Origin of the sequence: Microbacterium sp. RURRCA19A (assembly GCF_900156455.1) — a bacterium.
Classification (GTDB): domain Bacteria; phylum Actinomycetota; class Actinomycetes; order Actinomycetales; family Microbacteriaceae; genus Microbacterium.
Genome location: NZ_FTNQ01000001.1, coordinates 1,052,024 through 1,072,805 on the forward strand (window position 1 = coordinate 1,052,024; position 20,782 = coordinate 1,072,805).

Below are 20,782 nucleotides of genomic sequence, written 5' to 3' on the forward strand. Positions count from 1 at the left end.
CCATCGGCCAGTCTTGTCGCAGTCCGGGTACTGATCCCTCGTCCGGTGGTGCCGTTCGCACGCGTCCGCCACGGTAGCAAGCACGCCTGTGCACCGGCCGTGCACGGCATCCGTTCATCCGATCAGACGAGGAAGATCGAGACGGCGCCAGGGTTGTGGGCGTGCACGAGGACGCCGAAGACCACGGCGTCGAAGAGCAGGTGCACGGTGACGACGTACCAGAGCGAGCGGGTGCGGAGGAAGAGGAATCCCTGCACGAGCGCGAAGGGGATGGTCAGGACCGGCCCCCACGCCTGATACCCGAGTTCCCAGAGGAACGAGACGAAGACGATGGCCTGCAGCACGTTGGCCGTCACGTCCGGGAAGTGGCGCCGCAGGAGCACGAACACCGTGCACACGAAGAACAGCTCGTCCCAGATGCCCACGGCGCCGACGCCGACGAAGAGGCGGCCGATGAGCTCGGGGGTGTCCACGACGGGCCAGTTCATGTAGACGCCGGAGGTGATGAAGTAGAAGGGCAGGATCAGGTAGCCCAGTACGATCACGCCACCCAGCCACGCCCACTGCCACCACGCCCATCGGCCGCCGCCCCGCCAGGGGAAGCGGATGGCGTAGTCGCGGTACACGAAGCGGGAGATGACGTAGGGAACGACGACGGCTCCACCGAGCGCGAGGGTGAAGCGCAGGAACGCCGCGTTGTCGAGCTCGGCGTGGAGGGGGATCAGACTGACGATGAACTGCCCGATCGCCACGAGCGAGACGTCGCGGGCGATGCTCGGTTCGGTGTCCCGGCCCGGCAGGACCGCGACCCCGGCGCGGCGGTCGACGAGGACCGCGGATGCCACGGCGAGAGCCAGCACGATCCACCCGAGCCACACGACCTGCACGACGAACAGCACCGGTGCGGCCAGGCACACGAGCGCCGCCGGGACGAGTTTCGCGGTCCACGTGCGGCGGACGCTCTCGGGCACGACGGCGTGGGACGTCATGACGAACGGCGCGTGTAGGTCAGATCGCGGATGTCACGCCCGACGCGGAGCCCCTTGCGCTCGAACGCGGTGAGGACCCGTCCGTCGAACCGCTCGGCCCACTCCCCCGCGAACGCGCGCTCGAACTCCGCAGCCTCGTCGAGCACGGTGCGCATCTGGTCGGCGTAGTCCTGCCAGTCGGTCGCGAGGCGCAGCACGCCTCCGGGGCGGAGCGCCTGCGCCGCGATCCGGGCGAACTCGGGGGCAACGAGCCGGCGCTTCGTGTGCTTGTTCTTGTGCCAGGGATCGGGGAAGAACACCCAGAGCTCGTCGACGGATGCCGCGGGGAGCATATGCTCCAGCACCTCGGGGGCGTTGGCCTCGACGAGGCGGAGGTTGCGCAGGCCCTCGCGTTCGGCGTCGAGCATCGTGCGGGCCAGTCCCGCGGCGAAGACCTCCACCGCGAGGAAGTCGGCGTCCGGCCGCGCGGCCGCGGCCGACACGATCTGGTGACCCTGGCCGGACCCGATCTCCACGATCAGCGGCGCGTGACGGCCCCAGACCTCGGCCGGGTCGACGGCCGATCCCGGACGGACGCTCGTGGCCGCGGCATCCCGCTCCACCGGCAGCAGGTAGAACGGCGAGAGTTCGGCCCACGCCCGATCCTGCGCCTCCGACATGCGGCCGCTGCGGCGCACGAACGACACCGGACGGTCACGGTAGACGGGGGTCTCCATGGCATCCAGGGTAGGCGACGGTTCCGGCGCGCCCTCGTCGCGCGGATCGCGCGACTGCTCCCGGGGCTTGCGGCCGCTCACGGGACGGTCACGAAGTCGATGAGCTCCTCGACGCGGCCGAGCAGGGCCGGCTCGAGGTCGCGGAACGTGGTCACGCGCGACAGGATGTGCTGCCAGGCGCGGGCGAGGTCGGCCTGCTCCTCGGCGGGCCAGCCGAGCGCGCGGCAGACGCCGACCTTCCACTCGATGTCGCGCGGAACCTGCGGCCACGCGGCGATGCCGAGAGCGCGCGGAGTGACGCACTGCCACACGTCCACGAACGGATGCCCGACGATGCGCACGTGGGCTCCGTGACGGCCCCGCGCGATCTTCTCGGCGATGCGCGACTCCTTGGAGCCCGGCACCAGGTGGTCCACGAGCACGCCGTACCGCCGTTCGGCCGTCGGAGGCTCGGCATCCAGGGTCTGTTCGAGGAGGTCGACGCCCTCGAGGAACTCGACCACGACGCCCTCGGCCCGGAGGTCTGCACCCCACACCTTCTCGACCAGCTCCGCGTCGTGCTTGCCCTCGACGAAGATGCGGCTCGCGCGCGCCGTGCGGGCACGCTGGTCGGAAGCGGCGAACGACCCGGAGGCCGTCCGGGTGCGTCCCTTCGGCGCGGCGGCGGGGGCGACGAGGACGACGGGCTCGCCGTCGAGGAGGAACCCACCGCCGAGGGGGAACAGCCGACGTCTGCCCAGGCGGTCCTCGAGCTCGACGTTCATGCCGTCGAGGCGGGTCACCGCCCCGCAGAATCCGTCACCGGCCACCTCGACGACGAAATCGGCGGATGCCGCGACCTCGACCGCCTTCTTGCGGCCGGCCTCGCGCCAGCCGCGGGCCAGCACATCGGTGCCGTAGCGATCGTCCATGGGGGTACCTCCGAACGCCCGAGCCTATGCGCCGCGCGCGTGCGCTCAGGGCGGACGCGCCGAGCCTTCCCGCGTGTCCGCGGGCCTTTATAGAGTGGGGGCCTCAGCGCCGAAGGGGAATGCATGCGAAAGCCGAAGACGGCTGCGGTCATGGCGGGCCTGGCGGTCGCGGCGGCGTCCGTCCTCGGTCTGGCGGCGCCGGCGTGGGCCGTGCCTCCCCCGCCGCTGGGCTCGAGCTATGTGCTCGACCAGGCCGACGTGCTGACCAACGCGCAAGAGGCCGAGGTGCAGTCCCGGATGCTCCGCCTGTCGGAACAGACCGGGCTCGACCTGTGGGTCGTCTTCGTCGACGACTTCAGCGAGCCGAGCTCCGCCGCGGACTGGGCCAACGAGACCGCCAACCGCAACAGTCTCGGCCCGCACCAGTACCTCCTCGCGGTGTCGGTCGACGGGCGCGCGTACTACCTTTCGGGCGACGTCGACGACGGTGCGCTGACCGCGGATCAGCTCGCCGCGATCGAGCAGGAGCGGGTGCAACCCGCCCTGTCGGCCGGCGACTACGCCGGGGCCGCGGATGCGGCGGCGACGGGGATCACCGCCGCGGCGCGCGCCGCCCAGCCCGCCCCGCCACGCGAGCCGGCCGGCGCCGGACCGGACGTGGCCCTCATCGCGCTCGTCGTGTTCCTCGTGCTCGCGCTCGGCGGCGGTCTGCTGTGGCTGTGGCTGCGCCGTCGACGCGGCGCCGCCGCGGGCGCACCGGCACCGGACGAGAGCATCGACGACCTCTCCCGCCGCGCCGGGTCCGCGCTCGTCGCCACCGACGACGCGATCAAGACCAGTGAGCAGGAACTCGGCTTCGCGCGCGCGCAGTTCGGCGACGAGACCGCCGCTCCGTTCGCCGAGGCGCTCGCTCAGGCCAAGACCGACCTCGACCGGGCCTTCACCATCTCGCAGCAGCTCGATGACGACGTTCCCGAGACCGATGAGCAGCGGCGGGCCGGCTACGCCGAGATCCTGCGTCTGTGCGCGTCGGCGGACGAATCGTTGGATGCCAAGGCGGCCGCGTTCGACCAGCTCCGCGCGCTCGAGTCCGATGCGCCCGCGGCAGTGGCCCGAGCTCGCGAGCGGCACACCGCCGCGACCGGAGCGCTGGAGGGGACTGACCGCGATCTCGCCTCTCTCCGCGAGCGCTACACCGACGAGGCCCTCGCCCCCGTGGCCGACAACCCGGCGCAGGCCCGCGACCGGCTGGACCTCGCCGCACGGCAGTTCTCGGCGGCCGATCAGGCGATCGCCGCCGGCGCCTCGGGCGAAGCCGCCGTCGCGATCCGTGCCGGCGAAGCCGCGGTCGCGCAGGCCGAGAGCCTCGAGACGGCCGTCCCGTCGCTGACGGCCGACCTCGCCGCCGCGGAGCGCCGCGCCGCGGACCTCGTGGCCGAGATCGAGGGCGACCTCGCCGCCGCGGCGGCGCTGCCCGATCCCGACGGTCGCATCGCGGGTGCCGTGGCGACGACACGCGCACACCTCGACGCCGGGCGCGCGGCTCTCGCACCGCCGCGCACCTCCCCGCTCCGCGCCCTCTCCGCGCTCGAACAGGGCAACGCCGCGATCGACGCGGTCCTCAGCGCCGCGCACGACGAGGCCGAGAGACGTCGCCGCGCCGCATCACAGCTGGACGGCCTGCTGGTGCAGGCGCGCGCCCAGGTCTCCGCGACCGAGGACTTCATCTCGGCACGCCGCGGTGCGGTCGGGCCGACCGCCCGTACGCGCCTCGCCGAGGCGGGTGCCGCGCTCGTGCAAGCCGAACAGCTGCGCACGGTCGACCCGGCATCCGCTCTCCCGTCGGCCCAGCGCGCGGTCGATCTCGCCGGCCAGGCCTCCTCGCTCGCCCAGAACGACGTCGGCGCCTTCGGCGGAGGCGGCGGGGGCGGCGGCGACATGATGGGGGCCATCCTCGGGGGCATCGCCGTCAACGCCCTTCTGGGCGGGGGCTCGCGCTCCCGCGGGGGCTTCGGCGGAGGTGGGCTCGGAGGCCTCGGGGGCATGCTCGGAGGAATGGGCGGACTCGGCGGCGGCGGCGGTTCGCGGTCCGTCGGGTCCCGCGGACGCTCGGCCGGCTCGTCCTCGACCGGATCGCGTTCGCGGCGCGGAGGGGGACGCTTCTGACTCCCCCGCCCGGCCCCTGACGGTCGTCACAGAAAACTCGTAGAAATCGGCACCAGACTCGACAGGGTCGCCTCAGGAAGGAAATCCCGCATGGCCAAGCAGTCCATCTTCGGTCGGATCTCGACCCTCGTCCGCGCGAACATCAATGCGCTCCTCGACCAGGCCGAGGACCCGCAGAAGATGCTCGATCAGCTCGTTCGCGATTACTCCAACTCGATCGCCGACGCCGAGTCCGCGATCGCCGAGACCATCGGCAACCTGCGCCTGCTCGAACGCGATCACCAGGAAGACGTGCAGGCCGCGGCGGAATGGGGCAACAAGGCCCTGGCCGCCAGCCGCAAGGGCGACGAACTGCGCGCCGCCGGCAACGCCGGCGAGGCCGACAAGTTCGACAACCTCGCCAAGATCGCCCTGCAGCGCCAGATCTCGGCGGAGAGCGAGGCGAAGGCCGCGGAGCCCACGATCGCGTCGCAGACCGAGGTCGTCGACAAGCTCAAGGACGGCCTCAACGGCATGAAGACCAAGCTCGAGCAGCTGAAGTCGAAGCGCAGCGAGCTGCTCGCCCGCGCCAAGGTCGCCGAGGCCCAGAACAAGGTCCACGACGCCGTGAAGTCGATCGACGTGCTCGACCCGACCAGCGAGCTCGGTCGTTTCGAGGACAAGATCCGTCGGGAAGAGGCCCTCGCCGCCGGCAAGCAGGAACTGGCGGCGTCGAGCATCGACGCGCAGTTCAACGCGCTCGAAGACGTGGGGGAGCTGACCGAGGTCGAGGCGCGGCTGGCCGCGCTGAAGACCGGCGGCCCGCAGCGCGCCGCCATCGACGCCCCGAGCCCCGACCTCTGATCGCCCGGGAGCGCACCGTTCCCTCGGGACGGTGCGCTCCCCCACCCGACAGGCATGTCATGACGCGTTTCGTCATCGCCCCACAGTGGCAGGGGTCATCGTCCTCCCGCGCGATGCAGCTCATCGACGGCGCGGAAGCGATCGGGGGCGACCTGCCGCGAGCAGCGACGATCGCCCTCGAAGCCCCGACGGAGGCCGGCGACGCGCAGGGCAGCGGCATCCATCGTCTGAGTGCCGTCGTGCGCATGCGCGACCGCATCGAGGACGCCGTCCGCGGCACCGACGAACCCGTCGTGACCATCGGCGGCGACTGCGGCGTCGCGCTCGGCGCGATCTCCGCGATCGCCGGCGATGACCTCGCGGTCGTCTGGCTCGACGCGCACCCCGACCTGAACACGGCCGCGTCCTCGCCGAGCGGAGCGTTCACCGGGATGGTGCTGCGCAGCATCCTCGGTGAGGGCGAACCGACGGTGCGGCTCACGCCGGGCATCGCCCCGAGCCGCATCGTGCTGGCCGGAACCCGGGCGTGGGATGCCGAGGAAGAGCGGGTCGTCGCGGCGCACGGCATCCGCACGATCGGCGCGGGCGACCTGGCCGACGCCGAGGTACTCGCCGCGGCGGTGGCGGCCACGGGGGCCTCCCGCGTGTTCGTCCACATCGACCTGGACGTCCTCGACCCGTCGGAGATCAGCGGCATCGCCAGCCCCGTGCCGTTCGGTGTCGCCGCGGCGGATGTCGTGGCATCCGTCCGCCGGCTTCGCGAACGGGTCCCCCTCGCGGGCGCCACGATCACCGAGTTCTCCCCCTCGTCGCCGGCTGCGGCCGTCGACGATCTCGGAACGATCCTGCGCCTGGTCGGAGCGCTCGCGTGAGCCCGATCCCGCGCCCACCGGACGGCTGGCGCGAACGCGCCGATCGGGCGGTCGCGCGCGGACGCCGGATCGACCGTTTCCTCCCGTCCGTGCTGCTGGACTCCCCCGTCAGTCGCGTCGGCTTCTGGTACGGCCGCACGGTGGGGTGGGTGTGGGGCTCGCTGTGGAGCACCGGCCGCATCGAGCGTCGGAACGGACTCTGGGTGTTCCGCGGGCTCCCGCAGTGGGCGTTCCCCCGCGGCGGCGTCTGCGTGGGCGACTGCTTCCTCACCGGTGACGTTCCCCCCACCGACGCGGTCCTCGGACACGAGGCCGTGCACGTGCGCCAGTGGCGCCGCTACGGCTTCCTCATGCCGCTGCTGTACTTCCTCGCGGGCCGTGATCCGCTGCGCAACCGATTCGAGATCGAGGCCGGTCTCGTCGAGGGGAACTACGTCCCGCGCGGAGCGTGAGGCCGCGTCAGCGAGCGGCGGTGATTCCGAAGCGCTCGGGCGTGTGGATGCTCGCCGCGTCCACCCCGTGGCGGGAGGTCAGGTCGTCGACGATCTCCGCCGTGCCGAGGTAGGAGCCCAGCAGGAAGATGCGGGTGGCGTCGTCGTCGCAGCACAGCATCTCGCCCGCCCATCCCGCGACCGCGCGCGTCAGCGCCTGGCCCGGCGCGCACGCGCGTCCGGTGCCGGGGGCGCCGCCCCGGCGGGAGCGGTCGAGCCACGTCACCGTCATCCGGGCGGGGGCCGCGATCGGCGTGATCCACGACGCGTCGGGAACCTCGACGAAGAGGCGCCCCGTCGAGCAGATCGGCAACGTCGACAGCAGAGCCTCGAGCTCGGCGAGAGAGTTCTCGTCGGCCGTGATCAGGTGCTGCACCCGCGTGTGGCGCGAAGAGCGGCAGGCGGCGGCGTTGTGCTCGGCGGAGGTGGACATGATGGCATCCACTATACCCGCGATGAAGGGTTGCCTAACCTGTGTAGCGCCCCAGGATGAGCCGAGGGCTACTCGATCAGGACCGCCCGCAGACGAGCGAGTTCGGCATCGGTCAGGCCATGGGCGCGCAGGAAGTCCGCCGGCGAACCATACTGCGCGTCGAGTCGCTCCAGCAGGCCGCGCATCACCGGCGCGGGCGAGCGCGTGGCGAGCTCCTCGGCATGCCGGTTCTCGGGATGCAGCGCCCGGATGCCGGCGAGCACCTGCCGGTTGCGCTCCGCGGGCAGCAGCCCCTCGGTGCGGGCGTAGTCGTCGATCACGGCGTCCCGGTCGACCCCGGCCGCGGCGAGCGCGAGGGCGACGGTGACACCGGTGCGGTCCTTGCCGACGGTGCAGTGGATCAGGACCGGCTGCGCGCCGAGGATCCCCCGCACCGCGTCGACGATGCGGGCGGCCGAGCCCTCGACGAGTTCGGCGTACAGCTCGCCGAGGCTGACGTCGCGCGCGAAGAACGATTCCACGGATCCGAGGAAGAGCGGCACGCGCTGCACCTCGACGTCGAGTCCATCGACGCGGCTCGGCGCGTGGCGCACCTCGGCATCGTCGCGGAGGTCGATGATGCGGCGCAGCCCCAGGTCGTCCATCGTCCGCAGGCCCTCGTCGTCGACGTGCACGAGGTTCCCGGAACGGTAGAGCACCCCGGCGCGGCTTCGACCGGCACCGGCGGGGAGACCCCCGACGTCGCGGAAGTTGGTCGCCCCGGAGACGAGCGACCTCACGCGGCGTCCCCGTGATCGCGGGCGGCGGGGACCGACGGCGACGCTCCGTCGCTCGGCGTCGCTGCCGGGGCGCGGGGCGGGACCGGGTACCGCCCCGCGATCGCCACGCGGTTGAACGCGTTGATGGCGACGAGGATCCAGCTGAGGGCGACGTACTCCTCTTCGCTCAGGATGCCGCCCGCGCGGTCGTACACCTCGTCGGGGATCCCCTCGTCGTGGATGAACGTGAACGATTCGGTCAGTTCCAGGGCTGCGCGCTCTCGTTCGTCGAAGACGCCCGATTCGCGCCATGTCGCGATCTGCGCGATGACATCGGCATCCACCCCCGCCTTCACCGCCCCGTCGACGTGCACGCGCACGCAGTACGCGCAGCCGTTGAGCTGCGAGGCGTGGATCTGCACGATCTCCCGCAGACGCGCGTCGACGCCGGCCGCCGTCGCGAGCCCGCCGACCACCTTCGACAACGACCGCAACGCGGCGTAGGCCTCGGGAGCACTCCTGGAGAGGTGAACACGTCGTTCTTCGCCCATGGCGACAGCCTACGGCGGACCCCCGACCCCGGATCCGGGAGGCCGAGGTGTGACCGCCGGAGTCCACGCGCTGGTGACCCGGGGTGGCCGGTGACAGGCTGGGACCATGCCCGAGACCGACGAGTTCTCCTTCCTGCCCGCTCAGGCCGCCGCCGCCGGCGTCGAGGTCCCCCGCGTCGAGCGCGTCGGACTGACCCTGCCGGACGGGCGCACGCTCAGCGGTCTGCGGTGGGGGGAGGAACCTCCGCGCGTGACGCTCCTGCACGGCGCCGGGCTGAATGCGCACACCTGGGACACCACGCTGCTCCACCTGGGGGTGCCGGCGCTCGCGGTGGATCTCGCCGGCCACGGCGACTCGTCCTGGCGGGACGATGCCGCCTACGTCGGCCGCGTCCTCGCGCCGGATGTCGCCGCCGCGCTCGAGGCCTGGACGGATCGGCCCCAGGTGCTCGTCGGGCACTCCCTGGGCGGGCTCACGGCCGCCGCCGTCGCGGCCTCCCGTCCGGAACTCGTGGAGACGGTCGTGATCATCGACATCACGCCGGGGATCGACCCCAGCGGCGGCCCGGCGCAGCTGCGGGCGTTCTTCGCGGGTCCGACCGACTGGGCCAGCCGCGACGAGCTCGTCGACAAGGCCCTGGCGTTCGGACTCGGTGGTGCGCGGTCCGCCGCCGAGCGCGGCGTGTTCCTCAACACCCGTGTCCGCCCCGACGGCCGCGTCGAGTGGAAGCACCACTTCGCGCATCTCGCCGCGGCCGCTGCCGCCGCCGGGGCCGACACGTCGACGCCGGATGCCGTGCGCGCGCTGCTCGCATCGACCGGGTGGGACGACGTCACCGCCGTCCGGGCGCCGATCCTGTTCGTCCGCGCGGATCGCGGTTTCGTGACCGCGGCCGACGCGGACGAGCTGGTCCGTCAGGCCGCGGACGCACGCGTGCGGGTCGTTCCGACCGCCCACAACGTGCAGGAGGAAGACCCCGCGGGACTGGCCGCCCTCCTGCGAGAGACCCTCACCGCGGTCTGACGCCCCACGGCCGGACGGTGTCGCTCCGTGTCACGCACGGCGTCGCCCCTGCCGGGTGAAAGTAGGCTTTCCTCACCCCACTCCACGGCAGCACAGCACCCGGATGCCGTGGGGCTTGCGAAAGGACACTCCCGCAATGCTGCGCCGAACCGCCGTCGCCACGAGCGCCCTCCTCCTCGGAGCACTCCTGTTCACCTCGTGCACCGGCACGTCGACCACGCCCGGCCCGACCGGCGCGCCCGACGCGAACGCGACCCTGAACGTCCGGCTGTCGCTCGAGCCGTCCAACCTCGACATCCGGCGCACGAGCGGCGCCGCCCTCGACCAGGCGCTCGTCGACAACGTGTACCAGGGCCTCGTCACCCGCAACGGCGACGACGGCAACGCGATCGTGCCCGAGCTCGCCACGGACTGGACCATCTCCGCCGACGGACTCACGTACACCTTCACGCTGCGCCAGGGCGTCACGTTCCACGACGGCACCGCGATGACCGCCGACGACGTGGTGTCCTCGCTGCAGACCGCCAAGGACGACGCCACCGTCCAGAACAGCGCGGACCTGGCCGGGGTGGCATCCATCAGCTCCCCCGATCCGACCACGGTCGTCGTCACGCTCACGCAGCCGAACATCGACTTCCTGTTCGCCCTCACGGGACGCGCGGGTCTGATCTTCAAGAACAACGACACCACGAACTTCGAGACCGCCACCAACGGCACGGGTCCGTTCACGGTGTCCGCGTGGAACACCGGTCAGAGCCTCACTCTCACGCGCAACGACGCCTATTGGGGCGAGAAGGCGGGCGTGGCCGAGGTCGTGCTCGACTACATCCCCGATCAGAGCGCCGCGATCAACGCCGCGGTGAGCGGCGACGTGGACGTCGCGCTCGAGATCGACCCCGAACTCAAGGGCCAGGTCGACGGCGTCGCCGGATTCCACATCGAGTCGGGCCTCACCACCGACAAGGGGACGCTGGCGTTCAACAACGCCCGCGCCCCCCTGACCGACCAGCGTGTGCGCGAGGCGCTCCGCCTGTCGATCGACCACCAGGCGCTCATCGACACCCTCGGCGCCGGCCAGCCGCTCTCCGGCCCGATCCCGCCGCTCGACCCGGGCTACGAAGACCTCTCCGGCAGCATCTCGTACAACCCCGACCGGGCACGCGAACTCCTCGCCGAGGCCGGCGCGGAGAACCTGACGCTCACCCTCACCATCCCGAGCGTGTACCCGTCCTCGATCCCCACGTTCCTCGTGTCGTCGTTCGCCGACGTGGGCGTGACGCTCAAGGTGAACTCGGTCGACTTCCCGACGTGGCTGAAGAACGTCTACACCAACCACGACTACGACCTCAGCTTCGTGCGTCACGTCGAGGCCCGCGACTTCGGCAACTTCGCCAACCCGTCGTACTACTTCGGCTACGACAACCCCCAGGTGCAGAGCCTCTACGCGCAGGCGCTGGCGACCACCGACGAACAGCAGTCGTCCGACTATCTCGCCGAGGCCGCGCGCATCGTGTCCGATGAGGACGCCGCCGACTGGCTGTTCCTCTCGACCCCGCTCACGGCGATCGCGGACAACGTCGCGAACTTCCCGAAGAACTCCCTCAACGTGCGCCTGCCGCTGGCCGGCGTGACGGTCACGTCGGAGTGATCCGCTACACGCTGACACGGCTGGGCCTGCTCGTGCTGGGCCTGGCCGTGTCGAGCGTGCTGATCTTCGCGTCGCTGCGCGTGCTGCCCGGCGACGTCGCCCTCCTCATCGGGGGGACGCAGGCGACGCCCGAGCAGGTCGACGCGCTGCGCGAGAAGCTCGGGCTCACCCTGCCGCTCTGGCAGCAGTACGGCGACTGGATCGGCGGCGTCCTCCGCGGCGACCTGGGCACGTCGCTCATCACCGGCGTCTCGGTCGGCACGGAGCTCGCCGACAAATCCCAGGTCACCGTCCCCCTGGCCGTGATGTCGCTCACGGTGGCCCTCGTGGTGGGGCTGCCCTTCGGCGTGCTGTCCGCGCTCCGGCGCGGGCGCACCGACGGCACGGCCCTGAGCGTCGGCGCCCAGGCCGTCGCCGCCGTCCCCGTGGTCTGGGCGGGCATGATGCTCGTCGTCGTGTTCGCCGTGTGGCTGGGCTGGCTCCCCCCGCAGGGCTTCCCCCGCGCGGGGTGGAACGACCCCGCCGCCGCATTCCGGGCGCTCATCCTGCCCGCGATCACCATCGGCGTCGTCGAGGGCGCGATGCTGCTGCGCTTCGTCCGCAGCGCGACCCTGCAGGCGATGGGTCAGGACTACGTCCGCACCGCCGCCGCGAAGGGGCTCACCCGCACACGGGCGCTCGTGCTCCACGGTCTGCCCAATGTCGGGCTCTCGGTCGTCACCGTCCTCGGGCTGCAGATCGCCGGCATCATCGTCGGCGCGGTCGTGATCGAGCAGCTGTTCACCCTCCCCGGGATCGGACGGATGCTCGTGGCCGACGTTTCGGCACGGGATCTGCCGAAGGTGCAGGGCGAGCTGCTCGCCCTCACCGGCTTCGTGCTGGTCGTCGGCTTCCTCGTCGACCTCGTGCACCGTCTCCTGGACCCCCGGCAGAGGGAGGCCGCGTGAGCACGCTGCGACGGCTGTGGGGCATCGGCACGGGGCGCTTCGGCATCCTGGTGGTCGTCGCCATCGCGCTCACGGCGCTCGTGTCGCTGGCCTGGACACCGTTCGACCCCGCGAGCGTCGACGCGCGCGCCCGGTGGAGCGACCCGTCGTGGCCGCATCTGCTCGGCACCGACGGGAACGGCCGCGACATCCTGAGTTTGCTCATGGCCGGGGCACGGACGACCCTCGTCGTCGCCGTGGGCGCGGGCGTCGTGGCGTCGCTGCTCGGTCTCGCCCTCGCCGCCCTGGGTGCTCTGACGGCCCGCTGGGTGCGGGAGAGCGTCGCGGTGCTCGTGGACATCCTGGTGGCGTTCCCCGTCCTGATCATCGCGATGATGATCAGCGCCGTCTGGGGCGGCTCCCTCGCCGTCGTCATCTGGTCGGTCGGCATCGGCTTCGGCGTGAACATCGCGAGGGTGACGCGGCCGGAGCTCCGGCGGGTGCTGCAGAGCGACTTCGTGCTCGCCGGACGCGCGAGCGGACTCACCCCCGCGCAGAACCTCTGGCGGCACCTGCTTCCCAACGTCGCGCCGGTGTTCATCGTGCAGCTGTCGTGGGGCATGGCCGTCGCGGTGCTCGCCGAAGCGGGGCTGTCGTACCTCGGGTTCGGCGCTCCGATCACGCAACCGTCGTGGGGCGTGCTGCTGAGCGATCTGCAGGCGTACATCTCGGTCCACCCGTTGACGGTGGTGTGGCCCGGCCTCGCGATCACGCTCACGGTACTAGGGCTGAACCTCCTCGGTGACGCGCTGCGGGAAGCGGCCGACCCGACGCTCGCCGAGCGGGCACCTCAGGCGCGCACGCACGTTCCGGGGGTGGTCGCGTGAGCCTCGAGGTGGAGGACCTGCGCATCGAGATCGGCGGTCGAGCGGTCGTCGACGGGGTGAGCTTCGTCGTTCCGGACGGCGCACGCGTCGGAATCATCGGCGAGTCCGGTTCGGGCAAGTCCCTGACGGCGCTCGCTCTCCTGGGACTTCTCCCGGATGCCGCGACCGCGACCGGCAGCATCCGGTGGGACGGCCGTGAGATCCTCGGACTCCCCGACCGCGAACTCGCGCGGCTGCGCGGCGACGACATCGGCATCGTCTTCCAGGAGCCGCGGACGGCCCTGAACCCCATCCGCACCGTCGGTCGCCAGATCGGCGAGTCGATCCGCATCCACGAGGGCGTATCGAGGCGAGAGGCGCTCCGACGCGCCGTCGCCGAGGCCGACCGCGTCGCGCTGCCCGATCCCGCGCGGATCGTGTCGCGCTACCCGCACCAGCTCTCCGGCGGTCAGCGGCAGCGCGTGGCGATCGCGATGGCGCTCGCGTGCCGTCCCCGGCTGTTGATCGCCGACGAACCGACCACCGCCCTCGACGTGACGATCCAGGCCGGCATCTTGTCCCTCCTGCGATCGCTGGTCCAAGATGCCGGGATGTCGCTGGTGTTCATCACCCACGACCTCGCCGTCCTCGCGCAGGTCGCGACCCACGCGATCGTCCTGGAGCACGGACGCGTCGTCGAGGAGGGCGCGGTGGGAGACCTGCTGCGCTCCCCCTCTTCGCCCGTCACGCGGGCGCTGCTGCGGGACGCGACCGCGACGCTCTGGCGTCCGGAGGTCCGACGCGACGAGGAGGACGCGCCGTGAGCGACGTGATCGTGCACGCCCGGGGCCTCTCCCGCACGTATCTGACGCCCCGTTCCCGCGGGTTCGGCCGCGCCGAGCGCACCCCGGGGCTGCAGGATGTCGACCTCTCCGTCCGGGCGGGCTCGGCGGTCGGGATCATCGGCGAGTCGGGGTCGGGGAAATCGACCCTCGTGCGGCTCCTGCTCGGACTGGACACCCCCACGTCCGGCGCGGTCGAGGTGGAGGGACGCTCCGTCGACGCGCGCGGCTCGGCCCGGTCGCTGCACTGGCTGCGGCGGACCACAGGGGTCGTGTTCCAGGACCCGTACGCGTCGCTGGACCCCCGCATGAGCGTCGGACGCATCGTCGGGGAACCGCTGCGGGCGCTCGGCATCGAGGGCGATCGGCGCGCGCGGGTGCGCGAGGTCCTGCAGCAGGTCGGCCTGGATCGGGATGCCGCCGACCGCTTCCCGCACCAGTTCTCGGGCGGCCAGCGTCAGCGCATCGCCCTGGCCCGCGCGATCGTGCACCGCCCGCGCATCCTCGTCGGCGACGAACCCCTGTCGGCGCTGGACGTGACGGTGCGCGCGCAGATCCTGCGTCTCCTCGCCGAGCTGCGCGCCGAACAGCAGCTCACGCTCGTGCTCGTGTCGCACGACATCGGCGTGGTCCAGAACGTGTGCGACGAGGTCGTCGTGATGAAGGACGGCCGGGTCGTCGAGCAGGGGCCCACCGAGAAGGTGCTCCTGCAGCCGCAGGCGGCCTATACGCGGCAGCTGCTTGCGTCGGTTCCGACGCTGCCCGCGTAGTCCTCCGCAAGGGATGCCGCGTGTCGGTGGCCCGCGTTAGCCTCGCCGCATGACCCCCGGCATCGTTCCCCCCTTTCTCCTGGATCGGCTCGCGTCCACCGACGATCCACGCCTCGCCCGCGCGGCCGCCGCCGCACGCAAGACCCTCACCGTCCCGCGACCCGCGCGCCCCGTCCGCACGCGGCTGCGTCTCTCGGTCGACGCCGGCGCCCTCGTAGCCGAGGCCGCCGCGGCGCCCGACCGCGTGATCTCGGATGCCGCGAACACCGAGCGGCTGCCGGGTCGCCGCGTGCGCACCGAAGACGACGCGGCGACCGGCGACCGCTCGGTCGACGAGGCGTACGACGGCCTCGGCGCGACGTTCGACTTCTTCTGGGACGCCTTCGCGCGCGACGGCATCGACGGAGCGGGCGGCTCGCTGCTGGCGACCGTCCACTTCGGCGAGGACTACGACAACGCGTTCTGGAACGGTGAGCGCATGGTCTTCGGCGACGGCGACGGCGACGTGTTCACCGGGTTCACCCGGTCGCTCAGCGTCATCGCGCACGAGCTCGGCCACGGGGTGACCGAGGCCGCCGGAGGCCTGGAGTACCAAGGCCAGTCGGGGGCGCTGAACGAGTCGCTGTCGGACGTGTTCGGGGTGCTGGCCGAGCAGCACGCCCTCGGCCAGACCGCCGATCAGGCCACGTGGCTCGTGGGCGCGGGCATCTTCGCCGACGCCGTGCAGGGCACGGCCCTCCGCTCGATGTCGGCACCGGGCACCGCGTATGACGACGACGTGCTGGGCAAGGATCCGCAGCCCGGGCACCTGCGCGACTACGTCGAGACCAGCGACGACAACGGCGGCGTCCACATCAACTCCGGCATCCCGAACCGCGCGTTCTTCCTCGTCGCGAAGCGGCTGGGCGGGTTCGCGTGGGAGCACGCGGGGCTGATCTGGTACCGGACGCTGACCTCCGGCTCACTGTCCCCCACCGCCGACTTCGCGGCGTTCGCGGCCGCCACCGTCGCCACCGCGGCCGCGGAGTACGGTGAGAAGTCGGAGGAGGTCGACGCCGTCCGCGCCGCGTGGGCCGGGGTGGGCGTCGCAGAGGATGCCGGAGCCTGAGGCCGCAGACGACCGTATGGTCATCGTCGTGGTGCGCTCGGGCGGCCTCGCCGGTCTGACGAAGCAGTGGCGGACCGAGCCCGAACCCGACCGTCGACCGCACTGGCGTCGGCTCGTCGAGAGCTGCCCGTGGGACGCTCCCCCGCCGTCCACTCGAGGCGCCGACCGGTTCCAGTGGCGTATCGAAGTGCTCGACGGGGCGTCCACCGCCCACCGTGCACAGCTGGGCGACGGGCAGATGGCGGGTCCGTGGCGGGAACTCGTCGACGAGGTGCGCCAGTCCGCCGCGCCGACGCGCCCGCACTGATGCGGCGGCGCCGCCGCGCTGCTGCGCCCCACGCCTGACGGGCACGCCGCCCCGAGGAGTCTTCGCTCAGCCGAACAGCTTCCGGCGCTTCTTCTTCGACGGGATGCTCTTCTGGAGGTAGACGACGCCGAGCCACCGGCCGAACTTGAAGCCCACGCGCCCCATGCGACCGACCTCCGTGAAGCCGAGCTTCTCGTGCAGCGCGATCGACGCCTCCGCTCCCTTGTCGCTGATCGCCGCGACCATCTCCCGGATCCCCTTCTGCGCGCACGCGTCGATGAGTGCCTCGAGGAGGGCGCGTCCGAGTCCCTTCCCGGAGGCCGCCTGGCCCAGATAGATCGAGTTCTCGACCGTGTAGCGGTAGGCCGACTTGGACTGCCACGGCTGCACCAGCGCGTAGCCGAGGATCTGCCCGCTCGGCGCCTGAGCGACGAGAAACGGCAGGTCGATCTGCTTCAGCTTCGTGTACTTCTCGCGCCACTTCGCGATCGACCACGGCTTCTCGTCGAAGGTCACGACGGAGTTGCGCACGTAGTAGTTGTAGATCTCGCGGATGTCGGGGATGTCACCCTCAGTCGCGGGGCGGATCTCGTACGAGAACGGCCGTTCGACCTCCGGGGCTCGCCGCAGGTGCGCGGGCAACCGTCGGCGGCTCTTCTCGTACTCCTCTTCCAGCACGGACGCCACTCTACGGGGGCGCCGGTTTCCGGCGCGTAACCGCGTCGCCGACGTCCCGCGGCGCGGATCGCGGTGTCCGCTGTCGGGGGCTCTCGTCCCGCCGAGCGCTCAGCCGGGCAGGCGCCAGTCCACGGGCGCGGCGCCCTGCTCCTCGAGCAGCGTGTTCACACGGGAGAACGGGCGGGAGCCGAAGAACCCACGGCTCGCCGAGAGCGGCGACGGATGCGCCGAGGAGACGATCGCGGTGTCGCCGAGGAGCGGCGTGAGGTTCGCGGCATCCCTCCCCCACAGCACCGCGACGAGAGGAGTCCCGCGCGCGACGAGACGGCGGATGGCGTGCTCCGTGACACGTTCCCATCCCCAGCCGCGGTGCGAGGCGGGTGCTCCCGGCGCCACGGTCAGGACCCTGTTCAGCAGCATGACGCCCTGCGCGGCCCAGGGCGAGAGATCACCGTGGGGGGCCGGCGGGATACCGAGATCCTCCGACAGTTCGCGATAGATGTTCGACAGGCTCCGCGGCAGCGGGCGCACGTGCGGGTCCACGGCGAACGACAGCCCGATCGGGTGGCCCGGGGTCGGGTACGGGTCCTGGCCGACGATGAGCACGCGCACCGCGTCGATCGGCGTACGGAACGCCCGGAGCACGAGGTCGCCCGCCGGGAGATAGGGTCGCCCCTCCGCCCGCAGCCGCTCACCGATCGCAGCGATGTCGCCCGCCACGGGCATCAGCGGATCGATCCACGAGGGGTCGATCAGGCCGGCATCGGCGAGTTCGGCGAGCGACTTCGCCGTCACGCGGCGTCTTCCTCGTGCACCGATCCCTGGTGCGACCAGGGGAAGTCGATCCAGAGCGAGGTGTCCTTCCACGAATAGTCCGGGGCGATGATCGTGGTCGGCTTGGTGTAGATCACCGCGGACCGCGCGTCCGCCCCGTGGCGGTCGAGCAACTTCACCGCGAGGTCGAGCGTGCGTCCGCTGTCGGCGACGTCGTCGACGAGCAGCACCCGACGCCCCGAGAGGTACGACAGGTCCAGCGCGGGCGGCAGCACCTCGGGGGCGTCCAAGACCGTCCCGATGCCGGTGTAGAACTCGACGTTCAGCGCGCCGCAGTTCTTCACTCCCAGGCCGTAGGCGATCGCTCCGCCGGGCAGCAGCCCGCCGCGTGCGATCGCGACGACCACCTCGGGATGGAATCCGTCGGCGACGATCGCGCGGGAGATGTCGCGCGTCGCATCCCCGAAGTCGTCCCAGGTCAGTCGCTCGCGCTCGTCGGTCGTCTCCGCCACGCGGATCCCCTCTCTTCGTGTGCCTTTCACCCTAGGGTGTCTCCCGGATGCCACCCCGCGCGGTGCTAGCCTCGCGCCATGTCGCGCGTCTCCGGCGCGGTCGGCCGGGTGCGCGGGTCCGCACTCGGGGTGACCGCGGGACTCATCGGGTGGTTCGTGCTGGTCGAGCTCGCCAGCGGCATCCTGCAGGGGTACTACGTGCCGCTGCTGCCCGACATCGTCGTGCACCTCGGCATTCGGGATGCCGACGTCAACTGGTTCGAGGCGGCGCAGCTGCTGCTCTCCGCGCTGGTCCTGCCGATCCTCGCCAAGCTCGGCGACGTGTTCGGGCACAAGCGCATCCTGCTCGCCTCGGCGATCGCCACGGCGGCCGCGAGCTGGTGGCTGGTGTTCGCCGACTCCTTCCCGACGTTCCTCCTGGCCTGGGCGCTCCAGGGCTTCTACGTCGTGTGGCTCCCGCTGGAGATCGCCCTCATCTTCGACCGCGGTCGGCGGCAGAGCCGCGGCGTCTCGCAGACGCGCCGGGCGGCGGGTCTTCTCGTCGTGGGGCTGCAGGCCGGCGCGATCCTCGGCGCCCTCGCCGCGGGGCGCTTCTTCGCCGCGACCGGGGGTGATCTGCGGCTGTCGCTCACGATCCCGGCGATCGCGGTGACGCTGGTGTGCCTGGTGATCTGGTTCGGGGTGCCGGAGTCGGAGCGGATGCCGGGGGCCCGACGCCTCGACATCGGTGGTTTCGTGCTCCTCGCCGCCGCCCTGCTGTGCCTCACCGGCGCACTGTCGTTCGTGCGACTTCCCGCGGGCCCGGGGCCCGCCGTCATCGTCCCGCTGCTCGTGGTCGGCGCGGCCCTGCTCGTCGTGTTCGCCCGCTACGAACTGCGACGCCCCGACCCCGCGGTCGACATCCGCGTGCTGCGCCGACCGGAGATGTGGCCCGTGCAGGTCACGTCGTTCCTCGTCGGCATCAGCCTGCTCGGCGCGCAGGGCCCCCTCGCGACCTACGCCGGCACGGATCGCTCGCTCGGCTACGGCCTGGGCCTGGACGCCACCGACCGCTCCAACGTGATCGGCGTGTACCTCGTCTCGCTGATCGTGGGTGCGGTGCTGTTCGCGGTGACGTCCCGGCGCGCGAGCCCCCGCGCGGTGCTCATCGGCGCCGCAGCCCTCGTCGGCGTCGGCTACCTGCTGCTCGTCCCCCTCCACACCGAACTGTGGGAGGTGCTGCTGTGCCTCGCCATCGCCGGTCTCGGCTCGGGCGCGCTCGTCGCCGCGATGCCGGCGGCGGCCGCGGCGGCGGCTCCGCGCGGACAGACGGGCGTGGCATCCGCGCTGACGAACACGACCAAGACGGTCGGCGGCACGATGTCGTCCGCGGTGTTCGGGGTCGTCCTCGCCGGTGGCGCGGGTGCGGCGGTCGCCGCGACCGCGGCACCGCTCGCGGGGTACATCACGGTGTGGTCGATCTGCGCCGCGGGCGGGTTCGTCGCGGCGGTGCTGCTGCTGTTCGTTCCGAAGGTCGCCTTCGCCGACACCGCCGAAGCCGAGGCCGCGGCCGGAGCGGGTCGCGGCGACGTCGCCTGACGCGCCCGGTCAGTCCCGCGCGTCCCGGACGCGGAGCGGGCCGCGCGCCAACAGATGCTGAGCGGACTGGGCCACCGGACGCAACGTCACCAGGTCGAGGTTGACGTGGCCGGGCGCGTCCACCGCGTAGGCGATGACATCCGCGACGTCCTCCGCCAGCAGCGGCGCCTCGACGCCCTCGTACAGCTTGTCGGCGCCGGAGCGGTCCCCGCCCAGACGGTTGAGGGTGAACTCCTCGGTGCGGACCATCCCCGGCGCGATCTCGATGACGCGCAGCGGCTCGCCGTTCAGTTCCTGCCGGAGCGCCGCCACGAGCATCGACTCCCCCGCCTTGGCCGCGTTGTACCCCGCCCCGCCCGGATAGGCCGTCTGCGCCGCCGTCGATGTGACGAACAGGAGGTCGGCGTGTCCGGCGCGCGCGGCCGCCCGCCGCAGGAGCGGAAGGAGGGATGCCACGAGCCGCTGCGACGACAGGACGTTGGCCTCGAACATCCAACGCCAGTCGTCGGGGTCGCCGTCCTCGACGCGGTCGGTGCCGCGCGCACCGCCGGCGACGTGGACGAGCGCGTCGACACCGCCGGTCTCCTCCAGCCAGGAGGCGAGAGTCGTGACAGCGGCGCCGTCGGTGAGGTCGGCGACGTGCGCGACGATCCCGGTCTCGGCCTCGAGCGCGGTCAGACGCTCCGCTCGCCGGGCCACGCCCACCACGTCCCACCCGCGCGCATGGAGTTCCCGCGCCGTCGCCTCACCGATACCCGAACTCGCCCCGGTCACCACCGCACGTCTGGTCATGGCATCCACGCTACCGGCGGGCGGGGACACCGGCCGCGGCACGGTCGGGAGTGTGACGACCCGCGAGACCCCGGGCACCCCGCCCCGGCCCGGGATCGCGCGGCGGCCCCGCCGAATGTTACGGCGGGCCCACGTTACGGCGCGTGTCCGTCCTGTTGTCGGCCCGACCGGGCATCCGTACGCTCGCTGCAGGCCACGGCATCCGTCGCGGTCCCCGAGAACTTGAG

At 72.1% G+C, this 20,782-nt stretch carries 23 protein-coding genes and 1 riboswitch; of the genes, 13 read left to right on the forward strand and 10 right to left on the reverse strand.

What is annotated here, in order from left to right; translation table 11 throughout:
- Positions 1–2 precede the first annotated feature (2 nt).
- Positions 3–66: riboswitch (guanidine-III (ykkC-III) riboswitch) on the reverse strand.
- Between the two features lie 56 nt (positions 67–122).
- From BW982_RS05140 to BW982_RS05150, 3 genes are all read right to left on the reverse strand, one after another.
- Positions 123–989: a CPBP family intramembrane glutamic endopeptidase gene (locus BW982_RS05140; protein WP_076490950.1), complete on the reverse strand. Its 867-nt coding sequence runs from the start codon at positions 987–989 to the stop codon at positions 123–125.
- Positions 986–1,705 carry a tRNA (guanosine(46)-N7)-methyltransferase TrmB gene (gene trmB, locus BW982_RS05145; protein ID WP_076490951.1) on the reverse strand — a complete coding sequence of 240 codons (720 nt, stop codon included), beginning with the start codon at positions 1,703–1,705 and terminating at the stop codon, positions 986–988. Before trmB ends, BW982_RS05140 begins: the two co-directional genes overlap by 4 nt.
- A 77-nt stretch (positions 1,706–1,782) precedes the next feature.
- The gene (locus tag BW982_RS05150) at positions 1,783–2,616 is read right to left on the reverse strand and encodes a DUF3097 domain-containing protein (RefSeq protein WP_076490952.1); all 834 of its coding nucleotides are present in this window, start codon (positions 2,614–2,616) and stop codon (positions 1,783–1,785) included.
- A 123-nt stretch (positions 2,617–2,739) separates the two neighbouring features.
- Here BW982_RS05150 and BW982_RS05155 point away from each other — a divergent pair, with 123 nt between their 5' ends.
- From BW982_RS05155 to BW982_RS05170, 4 genes are all read left to right on the forward strand, one after another.
- On the forward strand, positions 2,740–4,782 hold the full coding sequence (locus BW982_RS05155) for a TPM domain-containing protein (protein ID WP_076490953.1): 2,043 nt from the start codon (positions 2,740–2,742) through the stop codon (positions 4,780–4,782).
- A gap of 90 nt (positions 4,783–4,872) precedes the next feature.
- Positions 4,873–5,625: a PspA/IM30 family protein gene (locus BW982_RS05160; protein WP_076490954.1), complete on the forward strand. Its 753-nt coding sequence runs from the start codon at positions 4,873–4,875 to the stop codon at positions 5,623–5,625.
- Positions 5,626–5,684: 59 nt separating this feature from the next.
- Positions 5,685–6,497: an arginase family protein gene (locus BW982_RS05165; RefSeq protein ID WP_076490955.1), complete on the forward strand. Its 813-nt coding sequence runs from the start codon at positions 5,685–5,687 to the stop codon at positions 6,495–6,497.
- Positions 6,494–6,949 (forward strand): Fe-S oxidoreductase, encoded by a 456-nt coding sequence (locus BW982_RS05170; protein ID WP_076490956.1) that lies wholly within the window; start codon positions 6,494–6,496, stop codon positions 6,947–6,949. The genes BW982_RS05165 and BW982_RS05170 overlap by 4 nt, the downstream gene beginning before the upstream one ends.
- 7 nt (positions 6,950–6,956) lie before the next feature.
- Here BW982_RS05170 and BW982_RS05175 read toward each other — a convergent pair whose 3' ends face one another.
- The 3 genes from BW982_RS05175 to BW982_RS05185 all read right to left on the reverse strand — a co-directional run bounded on the left by BW982_RS05175 (position 6,957) and on the right by BW982_RS05185 (position 8,730).
- Positions 6,957–7,421 (reverse strand): SIP domain-containing protein, encoded by a 465-nt coding sequence (locus tag BW982_RS05175; RefSeq protein WP_076490957.1) that lies wholly within the window; start codon positions 7,419–7,421, stop codon positions 6,957–6,959.
- A 68-nt stretch (positions 7,422–7,489) separates the two neighbouring features.
- Positions 7,490–8,200, reverse strand: coding sequence for a tyrosine-protein phosphatase (locus BW982_RS05180; RefSeq protein ID WP_076490958.1), 711 nt, complete (start codon positions 8,198–8,200; stop codon positions 7,490–7,492).
- Positions 8,197–8,730: a carboxymuconolactone decarboxylase family protein gene (locus BW982_RS05185; protein ID WP_076490959.1), complete on the reverse strand. Its 534-nt coding sequence runs from the start codon at positions 8,728–8,730 to the stop codon at positions 8,197–8,199. The genes BW982_RS05180 and BW982_RS05185 overlap by 4 nt, the downstream gene beginning before the upstream one ends.
- Before the next feature lie 106 nt (positions 8,731–8,836).
- Here BW982_RS05185 and BW982_RS05190 point away from each other — a divergent pair, with 106 nt between their 5' ends.
- From BW982_RS05190 to BW982_RS05225, 8 genes are all read left to right on the forward strand, one after another.
- The gene (locus BW982_RS05190) at positions 8,837–9,754 is read left to right on the forward strand and encodes an alpha/beta fold hydrolase (RefSeq protein WP_076490960.1); all 918 of its coding nucleotides are present in this window, start codon (positions 8,837–8,839) and stop codon (positions 9,752–9,754) included.
- A 136-nt stretch (positions 9,755–9,890) separates the two neighbouring features.
- The gene (locus BW982_RS05195; RefSeq protein ID WP_076490961.1) at positions 9,891–11,402 is read left to right on the forward strand and encodes an ABC transporter substrate-binding protein; all 1,512 of its coding nucleotides are present in this window, start codon (positions 9,891–9,893) and stop codon (positions 11,400–11,402) included.
- The gene (locus tag BW982_RS05200; protein WP_076490962.1) at positions 11,399–12,349 is read left to right on the forward strand and encodes an ABC transporter permease; all 951 of its coding nucleotides are present in this window, start codon (positions 11,399–11,401) and stop codon (positions 12,347–12,349) included. Before BW982_RS05195 ends, BW982_RS05200 begins: the two co-directional genes overlap by 4 nt.
- Positions 12,346–13,215, forward strand: coding sequence for an ABC transporter permease (locus tag BW982_RS05205; protein WP_076490963.1), 870 nt, complete (start codon positions 12,346–12,348; stop codon positions 13,213–13,215). The genes BW982_RS05200 and BW982_RS05205 overlap by 4 nt, the downstream gene beginning before the upstream one ends.
- Positions 13,212–14,018 carry an ATP-binding cassette domain-containing protein gene (locus BW982_RS05210; protein ID WP_076490964.1) on the forward strand — a complete coding sequence of 269 codons (807 nt, stop codon included), beginning with the start codon at positions 13,212–13,214 and terminating at the stop codon, positions 14,016–14,018. Before BW982_RS05205 ends, BW982_RS05210 begins: the two co-directional genes overlap by 4 nt.
- On the forward strand, positions 14,015–14,806 hold the full coding sequence (locus tag BW982_RS05215; RefSeq protein ID WP_076490965.1) for an ABC transporter ATP-binding protein: 792 nt from the start codon (positions 14,015–14,017) through the stop codon (positions 14,804–14,806). The genes BW982_RS05210 and BW982_RS05215 overlap by 4 nt, the downstream gene beginning before the upstream one ends.
- 49 nt (positions 14,807–14,855) lie before the next feature.
- Positions 14,856–15,914 (forward strand): M4 family metallopeptidase, encoded by a 1,059-nt coding sequence (locus BW982_RS05220; RefSeq protein WP_076490966.1) that lies wholly within the window; start codon positions 14,856–14,858, stop codon positions 15,912–15,914.
- Positions 15,901–16,221 (forward strand): protealysin inhibitor emfourin, encoded by a 321-nt coding sequence (locus tag BW982_RS05225; protein ID WP_076490967.1) that lies wholly within the window; start codon positions 15,901–15,903, stop codon positions 16,219–16,221. The genes BW982_RS05220 and BW982_RS05225 overlap by 14 nt, the downstream gene beginning before the upstream one ends.
- Before the next feature lie 66 nt (positions 16,222–16,287).
- On the opposite strand, the gene BW982_RS05230 is transcribed toward BW982_RS05225, so the two are convergent.
- From BW982_RS05230 to BW982_RS05240, 3 genes are all read right to left on the reverse strand, one after another.
- The gene (locus BW982_RS05230; RefSeq protein ID WP_076491896.1) at positions 16,288–16,899 is read right to left on the reverse strand and encodes a GNAT family N-acetyltransferase; all 612 of its coding nucleotides are present in this window, start codon (positions 16,897–16,899) and stop codon (positions 16,288–16,290) included.
- 108 nt (positions 16,900–17,007) lie between these two features.
- The gene (locus BW982_RS05235; RefSeq protein WP_076490968.1) at positions 17,008–17,694 is read right to left on the reverse strand and encodes a uracil-DNA glycosylase; all 687 of its coding nucleotides are present in this window, start codon (positions 17,692–17,694) and stop codon (positions 17,008–17,010) included.
- Positions 17,691–18,185 (reverse strand): phosphoribosyltransferase, encoded by a 495-nt coding sequence (locus tag BW982_RS05240; RefSeq protein ID WP_076490969.1) that lies wholly within the window; start codon positions 18,183–18,185, stop codon positions 17,691–17,693. The genes BW982_RS05235 and BW982_RS05240 overlap by 4 nt, the downstream gene beginning before the upstream one ends.
- A 78-nt stretch (positions 18,186–18,263) precedes the next feature.
- Between BW982_RS05240 and BW982_RS05245 the strand changes: the two genes are divergently transcribed.
- Positions 18,264–19,763 (forward strand): MFS transporter, encoded by a 1,500-nt coding sequence (locus tag BW982_RS05245; protein WP_076490970.1) that lies wholly within the window; start codon positions 18,264–18,266, stop codon positions 19,761–19,763.
- Positions 19,764–19,772: 9 nt separating this feature from the next.
- Here BW982_RS05245 and BW982_RS05250 read toward each other — a convergent pair whose 3' ends face one another.
- Positions 19,773–20,555 (reverse strand): SDR family oxidoreductase, encoded by a 783-nt coding sequence (locus tag BW982_RS05250; RefSeq protein ID WP_175611032.1) that lies wholly within the window; start codon positions 20,553–20,555, stop codon positions 19,773–19,775.
- Between the last annotated feature and the right edge of the window lie 227 nt (positions 20,556–20,782).